The 15,140-nt window shown below is 64.7% G+C and carries 13 protein-coding genes; 8 read left to right on the forward strand and 5 right to left on the reverse strand.

What is annotated here, in order from left to right; all coding sequences use genetic code 11:
* Nucleotides 1-643: 643 nt before the first annotated feature.
* Genes dapF through RHIZ70P_RS15465 form a run of 5 tightly spaced genes read left to right on the forward strand, consistent with a single transcriptional unit; the run spans nt 644 to nt 5,661 of the window.
* The gene (dapF, locus tag RHIZ70P_RS15445; RefSeq protein WP_115671375.1) at nt 644-1,555 is read left to right on the forward strand and encodes a diaminopimelate epimerase; all 912 of its coding nucleotides are present in this window, start codon (nt 644-646) and stop codon (nt 1,553-1,555) included.
* Nucleotides 1,552-2,826, forward strand: a complete 1,275-nt coding sequence (gene mtaB / locus RHIZ70P_RS15450) for a tRNA (N(6)-L-threonylcarbamoyladenosine(37)-C(2))-methylthiotransferase MtaB (protein WP_115671376.1) — start codon at nt 1,552-1,554, stop codon at nt 2,824-2,826. Before dapF ends, mtaB begins: the two co-directional genes overlap by 4 nt.
* Before the next feature lie 19 nt (nt 2,827-2,845).
* Nucleotides 2,846-4,366, forward strand: a complete 1,521-nt coding sequence (ftsY, locus tag RHIZ70P_RS15455; RefSeq protein ID WP_115671377.1) for a signal recognition particle-docking protein FtsY — start codon at nt 2,846-2,848, stop codon at nt 4,364-4,366.
* Nucleotides 4,367-4,408: 42 nt separating this feature from the next.
* Nucleotides 4,409-5,071, forward strand: a complete 663-nt coding sequence (locus tag RHIZ70P_RS15460; RefSeq protein ID WP_115671378.1) for a septation protein A — start codon at nt 4,409-4,411, stop codon at nt 5,069-5,071.
* The gene (locus RHIZ70P_RS15465) at nt 5,068-5,661 is read left to right on the forward strand and encodes a DUF2585 domain-containing protein (RefSeq protein ID WP_115671379.1); all 594 of its coding nucleotides are present in this window, start codon (nt 5,068-5,070) and stop codon (nt 5,659-5,661) included. Before RHIZ70P_RS15460 ends, RHIZ70P_RS15465 begins: the two co-directional genes overlap by 4 nt.
* Before the next feature lie 11 nt (nt 5,662-5,672).
* Here RHIZ70P_RS15465 and RHIZ70P_RS15470 read toward each other — a convergent pair whose 3' ends face one another.
* The 5 genes from RHIZ70P_RS15470 to ccmA all read right to left on the reverse strand — a co-directional run bounded on the left by RHIZ70P_RS15470 (nt 5,673) and on the right by ccmA (nt 8,800).
* A complete protein-coding gene (locus RHIZ70P_RS15470) occupies nt 5,673-6,272 on the reverse strand; it encodes a DsbE family thiol:disulfide interchange protein (protein WP_115671380.1) in 600 nt (199 codons plus the stop codon).
* The gene (ccmD, locus tag RHIZ70P_RS15475; protein WP_115671381.1) at nt 6,269-6,442 is read right to left on the reverse strand and encodes a heme exporter protein CcmD; all 174 of its coding nucleotides are present in this window, start codon (nt 6,440-6,442) and stop codon (nt 6,269-6,271) included. The genes RHIZ70P_RS15470 and ccmD overlap by 4 nt, the downstream gene beginning before the upstream one ends.
* Nucleotides 6,439-7,206, reverse strand: a complete 768-nt coding sequence (locus tag RHIZ70P_RS15480) for a heme ABC transporter permease (RefSeq protein ID WP_115671382.1) — start codon at nt 7,204-7,206, stop codon at nt 6,439-6,441. Before RHIZ70P_RS15480 ends, ccmD begins: the two co-directional genes overlap by 4 nt.
* 45 nt (nt 7,207-7,251) lie before the next feature.
* Nucleotides 7,252-7,911: a heme exporter protein CcmB gene (ccmB, locus tag RHIZ70P_RS15485; protein WP_115671383.1), complete on the reverse strand. Its 660-nt coding sequence runs from the start codon at nt 7,909-7,911 to the stop codon at nt 7,252-7,254.
* Between the two features lie 241 nt (nt 7,912-8,152).
* Nucleotides 8,153-8,800, reverse strand: coding sequence for a heme ABC exporter ATP-binding protein CcmA (ccmA, locus tag RHIZ70P_RS15490; RefSeq protein WP_115671384.1), 648 nt, complete (start codon nt 8,798-8,800; stop codon nt 8,153-8,155).
* 274 nt (nt 8,801-9,074) lie between these two features.
* Here ccmA and acnA point away from each other — a divergent pair, with 274 nt between their 5' ends.
* From acnA to RHIZ70P_RS15505, 3 genes are all read left to right on the forward strand, one after another.
* On the forward strand, nt 9,075-11,768 hold the full coding sequence (acnA, locus tag RHIZ70P_RS15495) for an aconitate hydratase AcnA (RefSeq protein ID WP_115671385.1): 2,694 nt from the start codon (nt 9,075-9,077) through the stop codon (nt 11,766-11,768).
* Between the two features lie 204 nt (nt 11,769-11,972).
* Nucleotides 11,973-12,722 (forward strand): DUF1223 domain-containing protein, encoded by a 750-nt coding sequence (locus RHIZ70P_RS15500; protein ID WP_115671386.1) that lies wholly within the window; start codon nt 11,973-11,975, stop codon nt 12,720-12,722.
* Between the two features lie 304 nt (nt 12,723-13,026).
* Nucleotides 13,027-15,096, forward strand: coding sequence for an ATP-dependent helicase (locus tag RHIZ70P_RS15505; RefSeq protein WP_115671387.1), 2,070 nt, complete (start codon nt 13,027-13,029; stop codon nt 15,094-15,096).
* Nucleotides 15,097-15,140: the final 44 nt, after the last annotated feature.

The raw sequence follows: 15,140 nt of genomic DNA on the forward strand, positions 1-15,140 counted from the left end.
CTCGCACACCAGCCCTAAACTGACCCCGTTCCGTCGCGGATACACCACAAGGCGTTGTGGCGAGGCGGGGCCGGCGCGGGGTTTGGGGGAGAGACGCAAGAACCCAGACTCCGGGTCCGCGGAAAATGGTCTCCCCCTGGCGACGTGGGGGCAAGGATGAGGGCTTTGGACGGCCCGAGACCTTGCCGGCCCTGACAGCGCGCCGGGAGCGCCTGTGTGGCGTGGCATGGTGGTAAGACCGGGTTGTCGAGGGTGTGCGGGCGTCCGCCGGTTCAAATCAGAACCGGGCCCGCCTGGAAATCCCCGGCAAGGGCCGGCGCCGCAGAGAGGCCGAAGTCGCGGGGCAAAAACCGCCGAACGGGGCGCCTTCGGGTGTCATTTGATTTTTTTACCTTACGCGGCAGCCAGAGGCGCCCCGTCCGCTCGGATCTGGTCCGGGCAAAAGGAATGACAGCGGAACCGGAGGGCATGAGGCCCGGCCGGGGTTTCCGGCTGGGCAAGACGGATGCCCCAGTTCGATCTCCCCCTTGAGGGGGGGAGATCGCACGCCACCCTCGCCTGCCCACCGCATCGCCCATCCCCGCGGACTGGTAATTTCCGGCAGTTTCCGCCATATAAGCCGCAGGCATCGAGGAATGGTCAAATGGCAGACATGGTCGAATTCGCGAAGATGAACGGGCTTGGCAACAAGATCCTCGTCGTCGACATGCGCGGCCGCAAGGACAAGGTGACGCCACAGGCCGCGATCGCGCTCGCCGCCGATCCGATGACCGCCTTCGACCAGATCATGGCGATCCACGATCCGAAGGTCGAGGGCACCGATGCCTGGATCGACATCATCAACTGCGACGGTACGCTCGCCCAGGCCTGCGGCAACGGCACGCGCTGCGTCGTGCAGGCGCTGTCGGCCGAGACCGGCCGCAAGACTTTCACCTTCCAGACCGTCGCCGGCATCCTCAACGCCATCGAACACGAGGACGGCCTGATCTCGGTCGACATGGGCAAGCCCGTCTTCGAATGGAACCGCATTCCGCTGTCGGAAGAATTCCACGACACCAGCCGCATCGAGCTGCAGATCGGCCCGATCGACGCCCCGATCCTGCATTCGCCCTCGGTGGCTTCGATGGGCAATCCGCACGCCATCTTCTGGGTCGACCGCGACCCGATGGATTACGAACTGGAACGCTTCGGCCCGCTGCTGGAGAACCATCCGATGTTTCCGGAAAAGGCCAATATCACGCTCGCCCAGGTGACGGGCAAGGACACGCTTCGCACCCGCACCTGGGAGCGCGGCGCCGGGCTGACGCTCGCCTGCGGCTCGGCCGCCTGCGCCGCCGGCGTCTCGGCGGCCCGCACCGGACGCACCGGTCGCAAGGTGACGATCGACGTCGCCTCGAGCCCGAGCCGCCAGCCGCTGACCATCGAATGGCGCGAGCACAATGACCGCGTCGTCATGACCGGCCCCGCCGAATGGGAATGGTCCGGCCGGCTCGACCCGTCCACCGGCGCCTTCGAGCGCGATCCGGCCACCGCGGCTGGAGCCCAGGCTTCGTGAGCGGCATCGACGTCATCACCTTCGGCTGCCGGCTCAACACCTACGAGTCCGAAGTGATGAAGGCCGAGGCGGCCAAGGCCGGCCTCGACGACGCCATTCTCGTCAACACCTGCGCCGTGACAGCTGAGGCCGTGCGACAGGCCCGCCAGGCAATCCGCCGCGCCCGCCGCGAGAACCCCAAGGCCCGCATCATCGTCACCGGTTGCGCCGCCCAGACCGATGCGGCGGGCTTTGCCGCCATGCCGGAGGTCGATGCCGTGCTCGGCAACGAGGAAAAGCTGACGGCCGAGAACTACCGCAGGCTTCCCGATTTCGGCGTCGCGGCGGACGAAAAGCTGCGCGTCAACGACATCATGAGCGTGACCGAAACCGCGCCCCAGCTGGTCGGCCATATCGACGGCCATGTGCGCGCCTTCCTGCAGGTGCAGAACGGCTGCGACCACCGCTGCACCTTCTGCATCATTCCCTTCGGCCGCGGCAATTCCCGCTCGGTGCCGATGGGCGCCGTCGTCGAGCAGGCCCGCAGACTGGTCGAGAACGGCTACCGCGAAGTGGTGCTGACCGGCGTCGACGCCACCAGCTACGGTACCGACCTGCCCGGCCGCCCGACGCTTGGCCTGCTGGCCAAGACGCTGCTGAAGCAGATCCCCGAGATTGCCCGGCTGCGCCTCTCCTCGATCGACGGCATCGAGGCCGACCGCCATCTGTTCGACCTGATCGCCGACGAGCCGCGCTTCATGCCGCACCTGCACCTGTCGCTGCAGCATGGCGACGACATGATCCTGAAGCGCATGAAGCGCCGCCATTCGCGCGCCGATGCGCTTGCCTTCGCCGATCAGGTCCGGCGCCTGCGCCCACAGATCAGTTTCGGCGCCGACATGATCGCCGGCTTCCCGACCGAGACCGAGGACATGGCGAAAAATTCCGCAAGCCTCGCCGACGCGATCGGCATCGCCCAGCTGCATGTCTTCCCCTACAGCCCGCGTCCCGGCACGCCCGCCGCCCGCATGCCGCAGCTCGACCGGCGTCTCGTCAAGGAGCGCGCGGCACGCTTACGCGAAACCGCGGAGCGGCTGCAGGCGCGCCATCTGGCCTCCATGGTCGGCACGCGCCAGACCGTGCTTGTCGAAATGACCGGGATGGCCCATACGGAAAACTTCACCCTCGTCGCGGCACCGGATCTTATCCCCCGGAGCCTCGTTACGGTGACGATCACCGGCCACAACGGCCGGCACCTCGACATGCAACCGCAGGCCGCCTCGGCCGCCTGACAGAACGGACAACAGCTTCATGGCGCTCGGCTTCATCAAGAAAGTCTTCACCTTCGGCAAGGACAAGCCGTCGGCCGACAAGCCGGCGGAGAACGCGGACTTCGCCAGCCTCGTGGATGCGGCCGAAGAGCTCGATGCCGGCGAAACGATCGAGGCCCTGCCCGAAGCGGCCGATCCGATCGCCGCCGAAGTGATCGACACCGCCGGCGGCCCGGCAGCGGATGAAGCGGAGGCCGAGCTCACCCCCCCTGGCCTGCCGGCCATCCCCCCCACAGGTGGGGGGACAGATACCCGGAACGCACCCGCATCTTCGGCCAAGCCCTCAATGCCGGAAGAAATATCGCCCCATTCCTCCGGCTCGTCGTCAATCGTGCCCCAGGAACACGCGGCGGCAGCCCCAGCTGTCCCCCCACCTGTGGGGGGGATGGCCGGCAGGCCAGGGGGGGAAAGCAACGCGTCTGTAGATCAACCGACAGTGGATGTGCCGTCGGGCGATCCAATCGCAGCCCGCACCGCCCAGAACCCTATTGAGCCCCCGGTACAGTCCGACATCGCCCTGCCCAAGGGCTTCGCCGCCGCGGCATCCCGGCCCGAGCCGGAGCCAGAGACCCCGGCCGTCAAGCTTTCCTGGTTCCAGCGCCTGCGTCAGGGCCTGGCCCGCACCTCCTCGCAGCTCACCGGCCAGATCGCCGCGCTCTTCACCAAGCGCAAGCTGGACGAGGACACGCTGGAAGAGCTGGAGGACCTGCTGATCCAGGCCGATCTCGGCGTCGAGACCGCCATGCGCGTCACCGGCACCCTGTCGTCGGAACGCTACGGCAAGGACGTGACCGGCGAGGATGTCTCGCGCATCATGGCGGCCGAGATCACCAAGGTGCTGAAGCCGGTGGCAAAGCCGCTGGCGCTCGACCTCAGCCACAAGCCGCATGTCATCCTCGTCGTCGGCGTCAACGGCACCGGCAAGACCACCACGATCGGCAAGCTCGCCGCCAAGCTCTCCGGCTCCGGCCTGAAAGTCATGCTGGCGGCCGGCGACACCTTCCGCGCCGCGGCGATAGAGCAGCTCAAGATCTGGGCCGACCGCACCGGTTCGACCTTCATCGGCACCAAGCTCGGCGCCGACGCGGCCGGCCTCGCCTACGAAGCCTTCGAGAAGGCCCGGGCCGAGAAGTCGGACGTGCTGATCATCGACACCGCCGGGCGGCTGCAGAACAAGACGGAACTGATGGCGGAACTGGAAAAGATCGTCCGCGTGCTCGGCAAGCTCGATCCCGACGCGCCGCATACCGTGCTGCAGACGCTCGATGCGACCACCGGACAGAACGCCATGAACCAGGTGGAGATCTTCCGCAATGTCGCCGGCGTCAATGGCCTGATCATGACCAAGCTGGACGGCACGGCGCGCGGCGGCATCCTCGTCGCCATCGCCGCCAAGCACAAGCTGCCGGTCTATTTCATCGGCGTGGGTGAGGGCGTGGACGATCTAGAACCCTTCGAGGCCGAGGACTTCGCGGCCGCCATCGCCGGCCTTCCCCACTGAACCGGACGCCGGGCCGCACAACGGATCTGAAAGACGTAAGCCATGAGCAATTTCGAAAGCGATACCAAGCCGACCGCCGAAGAGCGCCACCATCCCATGCTGAAGATGGCGCTGGAGATCGGGCCGCTCATGGTCTTCTTCTTCGGCAACCTGCGGGGCGAGTGGCTGGCCAAGACCTTCCCGGCCCTGACCGCCGTCGGCGGGCCGCTCCTGATCGCCACCGCCCTCTTCATGGTGGCAACCGTCGTCTCGCTCATCGTCTCGAAGATCGTCTTCAAGCACCTGCCGATCATGCCCTTCGTCTCGGGCATCGTCGTCATGGTGTTCGGCTCGCTGTCGATCTGGCTGCAGGACGAGACCTTCATCAAGATGAAGCCGACCATCGTCAACACGCTGTTCGGCGTGGTACTGCTCGGCGGCCTGTTCTTCGGTAAGTCCTTGCTCGGCTACGTATTCAACGCCGCCTTCCAGCTCGACGCCGAGGGCTGGAAGAAGCTGACGCTGCGCTGGGGCATCTTCTTCCTGTTCCTCGCCGTGCTGAACGAAGTCGTCTGGCGCAATTTCTCCGATGCCGTCTGGGTCAATTTCAAGGTCTGGGGCACCATGCCGATCACCATCCTGTTCACGCTCGCCCAGATGCCGCTGATCATGCGCCATTCGCTGGACACCGGGACGGAGACGAAAGACGGGGGCAAGGGCGAATGAGCGATGGTCCCGTGACCCTTACCGCCGATGACCGCGCCACGCGCTTCTGGCTCGCCGCAGCGGCCGCCTTCCTGATCGTGCAGATCGTCACGCTGGCCCTCATGGGCCGCATCCCGATCTGCGAATGCGGCTATGTCAGGCTGTTCGAGCCGGGCGTCAACACGGCCGGCAATTCCCAGCACATATCCGACTGGTACACACCCTCGCACATCATCCACGGCTTCCTGTTCTACTGGCTGGCGATCGTCGCCCTGCCCCGCGCCGCGTTCGGCGCCCGACTGACACTCGCCGTCGTCGTCGAGGCCGCCTGGGAACTGCTGGAAAATTCGCCGATCATCATCGACCGCTACCGTACCGCGACCATGGCGATCGGCTACCAGGGCGACAGCATCCTCAATTCGGCGATGGATACGGTGGCCATGGTGCTCGGCTTCCTCTTCGCCGTCCGCGCACCGGTCTGGCTGACGGTCGCACTCGCCATCGGCTTCGAGGTCGCAACCGCCATCGTCATTCGCGACAACCTGACGCTCAATGTGCTGATGCTGGTCTGGCCGGTCGAAGCGGTCAAGGCTTGGCAGGCGGCGCTGTAAGCCTTACGCAATCACGACCCTGCGAAGGCCTTTTCGATCGCCGGATAAAGACCGGTCTCGAGCGATTGCGGATCGAAGGGGCCGACCTTCTTGTAGAGGATCGTGCCGTCGCTCGCTACGAGATAGCTTTCCGGAATGCCGTAGACGCCCCAGTCGATGGCCGCCTTGCCGTTCGGATCGACGCCGATCGCAGCATAGGGATTGCCGAGTTCGCCAAGGAACCGCAGCGCGTTGTCGTTCTTGTCCTTGTAGTTGATGCCGACGACAGTGAGCCGCGGATCCTTGGACAGTTCCTTGAGGATCGGGTGCTCCTGCCGGCACGGCACGCACCAGGAGGCGAAGACATTGACGAGGGTCAGCTTGCCGGCGATCGCCTCGGAGGTGAGGGCCGGCGTGTTCGAACCGTCGAGCCCGGCCATGGCAAGAGCCGGCGCCTTCGTGCCGATCAGTGCCGAGGGCAGGTCGGAAACGTTCTTGCCGTTGACCTCCTGGTCGTAGAGCATCTTGCCCGCCGTCCCGGCAAAGACGGCGAAAATCGCCAAGGGGATTATGGCCACGAGATAACGGCCTATGCCGCGGCGGGCGCCCTGCTTTGATTCGATCTCGCTCATTCGGACGCCCCGGAAACTCCAGCGGCCGAGCGGCGGCGAATACCGGCCGCCTCGAGCGCCTTCAGTTCTGCCTGGCGTGCCCGACCATCCAGCCACACCCAGGCGATGAGCGCCAGGACGATCACGGCGCTGATGCCATAGGAAAAGTAGATATAGAAGGCGTGGCTCACGGTGAAACCTCCTGGCCGGCCATGCGGGCCGCCATGCGGCGCTGCGTTGCGATCCGGCGGCGCCAGATCTCGTTGCGCATCGCCATCAGGTGCAGCGTGAAAAACAGGAAGGTAAACGCGATCGCCATCACCAGCAGCGGCCAGAGGAATTCCGGGTCGATGGTGGGGCCGTCCATGCGTATAACGCTCGCGGGCTGATGCAGCGTGTTCCACCACTCGACCGAAAACTTGATGATGGGAATGTTGACGAAGCCGACGAGGATCAGCACGGCGCTGAGGCGGGCGGCCTTCGAGGCATCGTCCATGGCGCGGTTGAGCGCGATCAGGCCGAGATACATCAGGAAGAGCACGAAGACCGAGGTGAGCCGCGCATCCCAGACCCACCAGGTGCCCCACATCGGCTTACCCCAGAGCGAACCGGTGATCAGCGAGATCAGGGTGAAGGCGGCGCCAAGTGGGGCCGCCGCCTTGTGACTGACATCGGCCAGCGGATGGCGCCAGACCAGCGTGCCGATCGCCGAGATCGCCATGACCGAATAGCACATCATCGCCAGCCAGGCCGCCGGCACATGCACATACATGATCCGCACGGTATCGCCCTGCTGGTAGTCGCCTTCGGTGGTGAAGCTCATATAGAGACCGACGACGAAAAGCAGCGACGTCAGGCCCGCGAGCCAAGGCAGGATGCGACCGGACAGCGCCAGAAACCGGGTCGGATTGGCGAGTTCACTGAACTTTGAAAGGGCAAGATTCATAGTGTTCATGGAATGCTTCTAACCTGAGAGGCACGGAACTGCAATTGATCGCGGTCAATCCGAGGAACTGCGCAGCGCCAGCGCCGCGGCCAGCGGACCGATCACCGCGAAAAACAGTGTGATGGCGATCAGAAACAGGAAGGGCGGCAGAAATGGGGCGGGATCCTCGACCGCCGCATAGGACGCACTGACGCCGAAGATCAGCACCGGTATGGCGAGCGGCAATACGAGGATCGAGACCAGAAGCCCACCACGCGGCAAGGCGACCGCGACGGCAGCCCCCGCCGCCCCGATGAAGGTGATCGCCGGCGAGCCAACGAGAAGCGTCAGCATCACCGCGCCGATCGCCACCTCGTTCATGTTCATGAACAGGCCGAGCAGCGGCGAGGCGATGACCAGCGGCAGGCTGGTCGCCACCCAATGGGCCAGGCACTTGACGAAGACGGTCAGCACCAGCGGCGTCTCCTGCATCAGGATGAGGTCCAGCGACCCATCATCGCGCTCCGCCTGGAACAGCCGGTCGAGGCCGAGCAAAGCTGCGAGCAGCGCCCCGATCCAGACGATCGCCGGGCCGATGCGCGACAGGAGGTTGAGGTCCGGCCCGACGCCGAAGGGAATGACGGCGACCACCGTCATGAAGAACAGCACCCCGATCAGGGCCCCGCCTCCGGCGCGCACGGACAGCTTCAGGTCGCGGAGGAAGAGGGCGATCATGCGGTATGTCCCGTCATTCGATTGAAAGTCCCCTCCCCAACCCCTCCCCACAAGGGGGAGGGGCTGATCCGCGGCGGCCGTCTCGATGCGATAAGCCGATATCGCTGCTGGGTCGTCGGCTTCGAATGGAGGCAGCGACGCAAGCCGAGCCCCTCCCCCTTGTGGGGAGGGGTTGGGGAGGGGAAATCGCCAGGTTTGAAAGCGGGGAGGAAAAGAACGTCGCAGGAACCGGCCAGCCTCGTCATGCCATTTCCCCCGTCTCGCGATACTCGAACCCCTTCATCACCAGGGTCTTCGCATCCTTGAGACCGAGTGGCTGGTGGGTGGCGGCGATGGCGATGCCGCCATTGGCCAGGTGCTCGTGTACCAGGCCGGCGAACATCTGGTCGGCGCTGGCGTCGAGCGCCGCGGTCGGCTCGTCGAGAATCCACACCGGGCGATGGGCAACGAGCAGCTTGGCCATGGCGAAACGCCGCTGCTGGCCGGCGGAGAGATAGCCGAAGGGCAGATGGGTGATGCCGCCCAGGCCGACCGCATCGGCCGCCGCCGCGATCGAGCGTCCCTCGCCACCTTCGAAGTCGCCAAGATAGGCCTGCCAGAAGGCGAGGTTCTCGATGACCGTCAACTCCTGCTTCATCGCATTGCGATGGCCGAGGTAATGGCTGACCTCGCGCGCCGGACGGCTCTCGCGACCGTCGCGGAACACCGCCTCGACACGTCCCCTCTCGGGCCTGAGCAGCCCCGCCACGACGCGCAGCAGCGTCGACTTGCCGGACCCGTTCCGGCCCGTCAGCACCATTGCCTCTCCGGCCGCCAACTGAAAGGAAACATTAACGAAAATGAGGTCTTCACCGCGTTTGGCGGCGAGGTTTTCGGCTACGAGCCGCATGGTTTGAACCTTCCGGCGATGCCCTCATCGCCCTTCCAAAAAATTGTCCGAATTCGCCATTCGTTGGTCTGGCACCTTTCTTAGAAATTATCTATAAGACCTGCAACCACGCCAGCGGTCGGCGTGAATATCATCCTTGTGCCGAACCTGGGGTTGCAACAGCATCATCCACGTGCGGACAGCGGAAATGGCCGTACCCGCATCCTGATGTGCATGAAGTGCATAGGCGTCCGCACGACAAGTGTAGGCTATCAGAATAAGCGGGGCTTTATCCGTGTCCAAATCCATCGACAGCTTCAATTGCCGTTCGACGCTTACCGTCAACGGTAAGGACTATGTCTATTACAGCCTTCCCAAGGCCGAGGCCAACGGCCTGACGGGCGTATCGAAGCTTCCCTATTCGATGAAGGTTCTGCTCGAGAACCTGCTGCGCAACGAAGACGGCCGTTCGGTCACCAAGAAGGACATCGAGGCGATTGCCGCCTGGCTCGTCGACAAGGGCACGGCCGAAGCCGAAATCGCCTATCGTCCGGCCCGCGTGCTGATGCAGGACTTCACCGGCGTTCCCGCCGTCGTCGACCTCGCCGCCATGCGTGACGGCATCAAGGCGCTCGGTGGCGATCCGGAAAAGATCAACCCGCTGGTTCCCGTCGACCTCGTCATCGACCACTCGGTCATCGTCGACGAATTCGGAACGCCGACCGCCTTTGCCCGCAACGTCGAGCTCGAATACGAGCGCAACGGCGAGCGCTACCGCTTCCTGAAATGGGGCCAGCAGGCCTTCAAGAACTTCCGCGTCGTTCCGCCCGGCACCGGCATCTGTCACCAGGTCAACCTCGAATATCTCGGCCAGACCGTGTGGACCAAGGAAGAGGACGGCGAAACGGTTGCCTATCCCGACACCTGCGTCGGCACCGACAGCCACACCACCATGATCAACGGTCTCGGCGTTCTCGGTTGGGGCGTCGGCGGCATCGAAGCCGAAGCAGCCATGCTCGGCCAGCCGGTCTCCATGCTTCTGCCGGAAGTCATCGGCTTCAAGCTGACCGGCAAGGTCAAGGAAGGCGTCACCGCGACCGACCTCGTGCTCACCGTCGTGCAGATGCTGCGCAAGAAGGGCGTCGTGTCGAAGTTCGTCGAGTTCTTCGGCCCCGGCCTCGATTCGATGACGCTCGCCGACCGCGCAACCATCGGCAACATGGGCCCGGAATATGGCGCGACCTGCGGCTTCTTCCCCGTTGATGGCGAAACCATCAACTACCTGACCATGTCGGGTCGCACCAAGGACCGCATCGCGCTGGTCGAAGCCTATTCGAAGGCTCAAGGGATGTGGCGCGACAATGACGGTTCCGACCTCGTCTTCACCGACACGCTCGAACTCGACCTCGGCGACGTCGTGCCCTCGATGGCCGGCCCGAAGCGTCCGGAAGGCCGCCTGCCGCTCGAAACGATCGCTTCCAACTTCGCCATCGCCCTCGAGAACGACTACAAGAAGCCGGGCCAGCTAACGAACCGCTACGCTGTCGAAGGCGAGAACTTCGATATCGGCCATGGCGACGTCGCGATCGCCGCGATCACCTCCTGCACCAACACCTCGAACCCGAGCGTCCTGATCGCTGCCGGCCTTCTCGCCCGCAACGCGGTTGCCAAGGGGCTCAAGTCCAAGCCGTGGGTGAAGACCTCGCTTGCACCGGGATCCCAGGTCGTCGGCGAATACCTCGCCAAGTCGGGCCTGCAGAAGGACCTCGACGCGCTCGGTTTCAACCTGGTCGGCTTCGGCTGCACCACCTGCATCGGCAATTCCGGCCCGCTGCCTGCACCGATCTCGAAGACGATCAACGACAAGGGCCTGATCACCGCGGGCGTGCTCTCGGGCAACCGCAACTTTGAAGGCCGCATCTCGCCGGACGTCCAGGCCAACTACCTGGCTTCCCCGCCGCTGGTCGTCGCTTACGCGCTCGCCGGCACGGTCCAGAAGGACCTGACCACCGAGCCGCTCGGCGAAGACCAGGACGGCAAGCCGGTCTTCCTCAAGGACATCTGGCCGACCTCGCACGAGATCCAGGAATTCATCCTGAAATACGTCACCCGCGAACTTTACGAATCGAAGTATGCCGACGTGTTCAAGGGCGACGCCAACTGGCAGGCCGTGCAGATCCCGGCGGGCCAGACCTATGCCTGGGACGACAAGTCGACCTATGTCCAGAACCCGCCCTACTTCGTCGGCATGGGCAAGACCGGCGCCGGCGTCAAGAACATCGTCAACGCTCGCGTGCTCGGCCTGTTCGGTGACAAGATCACCACCGACCACATCTCCCCGGCCGGTTCGATCAAGGCCGCTTCGCCGGCCGGTGCCTATCTCATGGAAAACGGCGTCGGCGTCGCCGACTTCAACCAGTACGGCACGCGCCGCGGCAACCATGAAGTGATGATGCGCGGCACCTTCGCCAATATCCGCATCCGCAACCACATGCTCGGCCCGAACGGCAAGGAAGGTGGCTACACCATCCACTATCCGTCCAAGGAAGAGATGTCGATCTACGACGCCGCCATGAAGTACAAGGCCGAAGGCACGCCGCTGGTCATCTTCGCGGGCATCGAATACGGCAATGGTTCGTCGCGTGACTGGGCCGCCAAGGGCACCAACCTCTTGGGCGTGCGCGCCGTCATCGCCCAGTCCTTCGAGCGTATCCACCGCTCGAACCTGGTCGGCATGGGCGTCATCCCGTTCTGCTTCGAGGAAGGCACCACCTGGGCCTCGCTCAACCTCAAGGGCGACGAGACCGTGACGATCGAAGGCCTCGACGGCGAGATCAAGCCGCGCGAGAAGAAGATCGCCAAGATCACCTATGCCGACGGTTCGGTGAAGGAGATCCCGCTGATCTGCCGCATCGATACGCTGGACGAGGTGACCTACGTCAACAATGGCGGCATCCTCCAGACCGTTCTGCGCGATCTCGCCGCCTAAGACCGCGACGCTTTCAACACGACCGCCGGGCGACCAGCCCGGCGGTTTTTTTTGTGGGGCACCGCCGACTGCCGTTGACGCGCGCCTCACCCCATCGTGACTTTGACCGGCCACGGTACCGGGTTATTGCTGTGGGCGAGTTGGAAAACGACCCGACGCGGGTGCCCCATGGCGCCTCCGGGAAGCATTGAACGGGTTTGTGCCATGATCTTCAGGATCGCCTCCTGCCTGGCTGTCTGCTGCACGCTCGCCGTCGCGTCCGCCGCGCGCGCCGACGATGCGGCGGTGCCGAAGGGCGTGGTCGAGCTCTTCACCTCCCAGGGCTGCAGCTCGTGCCCCCCGGCCGACGCGGCCTTGCAGAAACTGGCCCGCAAGGGCGATGTCGTGGCACTCTCCTATCACGTCGACTACTGGAACTATCTCGGCTGGGCCGACACGCTGGCGACGCCTGAGAACACCGCCCGACAATATGCCTATGCGCGCAGCCTCGGCCGCAGCGGGGTCTACACGCCACAGGCGGTGGTCAATGGTCGTGACCACCTGAAGGGCACGGATGCGGAGATGATCGAGGGCAGGCTGGACGGGTTACGGGCGCGCGGACACGGCCTGACCGTACCGATCCATGCCGGTCGCAAGGGGGACGAGATAGAGATCAGCATCGGCGCCGGTGACGGCAAGGCCGACGTGGTGGTCGTCTACTTCCGCCAGCAGCAGACCGTCGAGGTGCTCAAGGGCGAGAACATGGGCAAGACGATCAGCTATTGGAACAGCGTCATCGACGTTCAGACCGTGGCCATGTGGGACGGAGCGGCACTCGAACTCGTCCTGCCGGCCAAGATGATCGGTTCCGAGGGGGCAGACGGATGTGCCGTCTTGCTGCAATCCAGCGGACCCCACGGCGAGCCGGCGGCAATCCGCGGAGCGGCGTTGCTGACGACTGAGCCTAAATCCTAGAAAGCTTGGCGGGCCCGGCCTAAAGCATTGGGGGGCTGGGGGTAAGGGGTCAATGCACCAGACCGGACCCTCTTGGCGTGCTAGACGCCAACACCGGCAATCTCTTCCTCAAATTGGGCGCTGTTTTGTCCAAAATGCGGCGTGTGGCGAGAATCGCCGACTGCAACCCTAACTGGTTTGCACCGCACGGTTTTTCCTTGCTGACATCATTGCTTGACGCTCATCGAGTTCACTCTCTGTTCTTGCCAAATCGGACATTGTCGTGCAAACCGGATGGCAGAACGAGCAGGGACATCGCCCGCGCATGACCGCATCGCATCTCGATACGCTGAACGACAGACAACGCACGGCCGTGGTGCACGGCATCGGACCGGAAGCTGCCGGCGGGGACGGACCGCTGCTGATCATCGCCGGTGCCGGTTCCGGAAAGACCAATACGCTTGCCCACCGGGTCGCGCATCTGATCCTAAACGGCGCCGATCCGCGCCGCATCCTGCTGATGACCTTTTCGCGCCGCGCCGCGACCGAGATGAGCCGGCGCGTCGAGCGGATCTGCCGCAAGATCCTGGGCAATGATGCCGCGATCCTGACCGATGCCCTGACCTGGGCCGGTACCTTTCACGGCATCGGCGCCCGCATCCTGCGCGACTATGCCTATGAGATCGGCCTCGACCCCGCCTTCACCATCCACGACCGGGAAGATTCCGCCGACCTGATGAACCTGATGCGGCACGATCTCGGCCTGTCGAAGATGGAAAGCCGGTTTCCCACCAAGGGCACCTGCCTTGCCATCTATTCCCGTGCGGTGAATTCCGAGACGCCCCTCACCGAAGTGTTGAAAACCGCCTATCCCTGGTGCGGCACCTGGGAGAAGGAGCTGAAGGCGCTGTTTGCCGCCTATGTGGAGGCCAAGCAGGCGCAGAACGTGCTCGATTACGACGACCTGCTGCTCTACTGGGCGCAGACGGTGAGCGACCCGGAGCTTGCCGCCGAGATCGGCGGCAGGTTCGACCATGTGCTGGTCGACGAATACCAGGACACCAACCGGCTTCAATCCTCCATCCTGACGGCGATGAAGCCGGGCGGACGCGGGCTGACCGTCGTCGGCGACGACGCCCAGTCGATCTATTCCTTCCGCGCCGCGACGATCCGCAACATTCTCGACTTTCCGGCAAGCTTCGACCCGCCGGCCGACATCGTCACGCTCGACCGCAACTACCGCTCGACCCAGCCGATCCTTGCCGCCGCCAATGGCGTGATCGACCTTGCCCGCGAGCGCTTCACCAAGAACCTGTGGACCGAACGCCAGTCCGAGGACCGGCCCCGTCTGGTCAGCGTGCGCGACGAGGCCGAGCAGGCGAATTACATCGTCGAGCAGATCCTGGAGAACCGCGAGCGCGGCCTGACGCTGAAGGACCAGGCCGTGCTGTTTCGCACGTCGAGCCATTCTGGCTCGCTGGAAATCGAACTCACCCGGCGCAACATCCCCTTCGTCAAGTTCGGCGGGCTGAAATTTCTCGACGCGGCGCATGTGAAGGATCTCTTGGCGGCGCTGCGCTTTGCCCAGAACCCGCGCGACAAGGTGGCCGGCTTCCGGCTGATGCAGCTGCTGCCCGGCGTCGGTCCGCAGACTGCCTCGAAGATCCTCGACGCCATCGCCACCGATCCGCATCCGCTGGCAGCACTCGCCGAAATCCCGCCGCCACCGCGCACCGGCGACGACTGGGGCCGGTTCGTCGACATGCTGAGCGCAATGGGCAAGGGTCAGGCGGGCTGGCCGGGCGAGATCGAGATCGCCAGGCTATGGTACGAGCCGCATCTCGACCGCATTCACGAGGATGCCGAGACCCGCAAGGCCGACCTCGTGCAGCTCGGCCAGATCGCTTCGGGCTACGGCTCGCGTGAGCGCTTCCTGACCGAACTGACGCTCGATCCGCCGGACGCCACCAGCGACCAGGCCGGCGTGCCGCTGCTCGACGAGGACTATCTGATCCTCTCGACCATCCATTCGGCCAAGGGCCAGGAATGGAAGTCGGTCTTCGTGCTGAACTGCGTCGACGGCTGCATTCCTTCGGATCTTGCGGTCGGCACCACGGCGGAGATCGAGGAGGAACGGCGATTGCTCTATGTGGCGATGACGCGGGCCAAGGACAGCCTGCATCTCACCGTGCCGCAGCGCTTCTTCACCCACGGGCAGAACGCGCAAGGGGACCGGCATGTCTATGCGGCGCGCACCCGCTTCATCCCGGCGACGCTGCTGCAATTCTTCGAATCGGCCGCCTGGCCGGTGGCCCAGCCTTCCGCGCCCGGCGCCCGTGACGCGCGGCAGATCCGGCTCGATGTCGGGGCACGCATGCGCGGCATGTGGAGTTGAATGGTTTGCCGTCAACAGGTTGAGACGGTCGAGGCCCTCGGCGG

The sequence above is a fragment of the Paenirhizobium selenitireducens ATCC BAA-1503 genome, from assembly GCF_900492185.1.
GTDB classification, from domain to species: Bacteria; Pseudomonadota; Alphaproteobacteria; order Rhizobiales; family Rhizobiaceae; genus Allorhizobium; species Allorhizobium selenitireducens_A.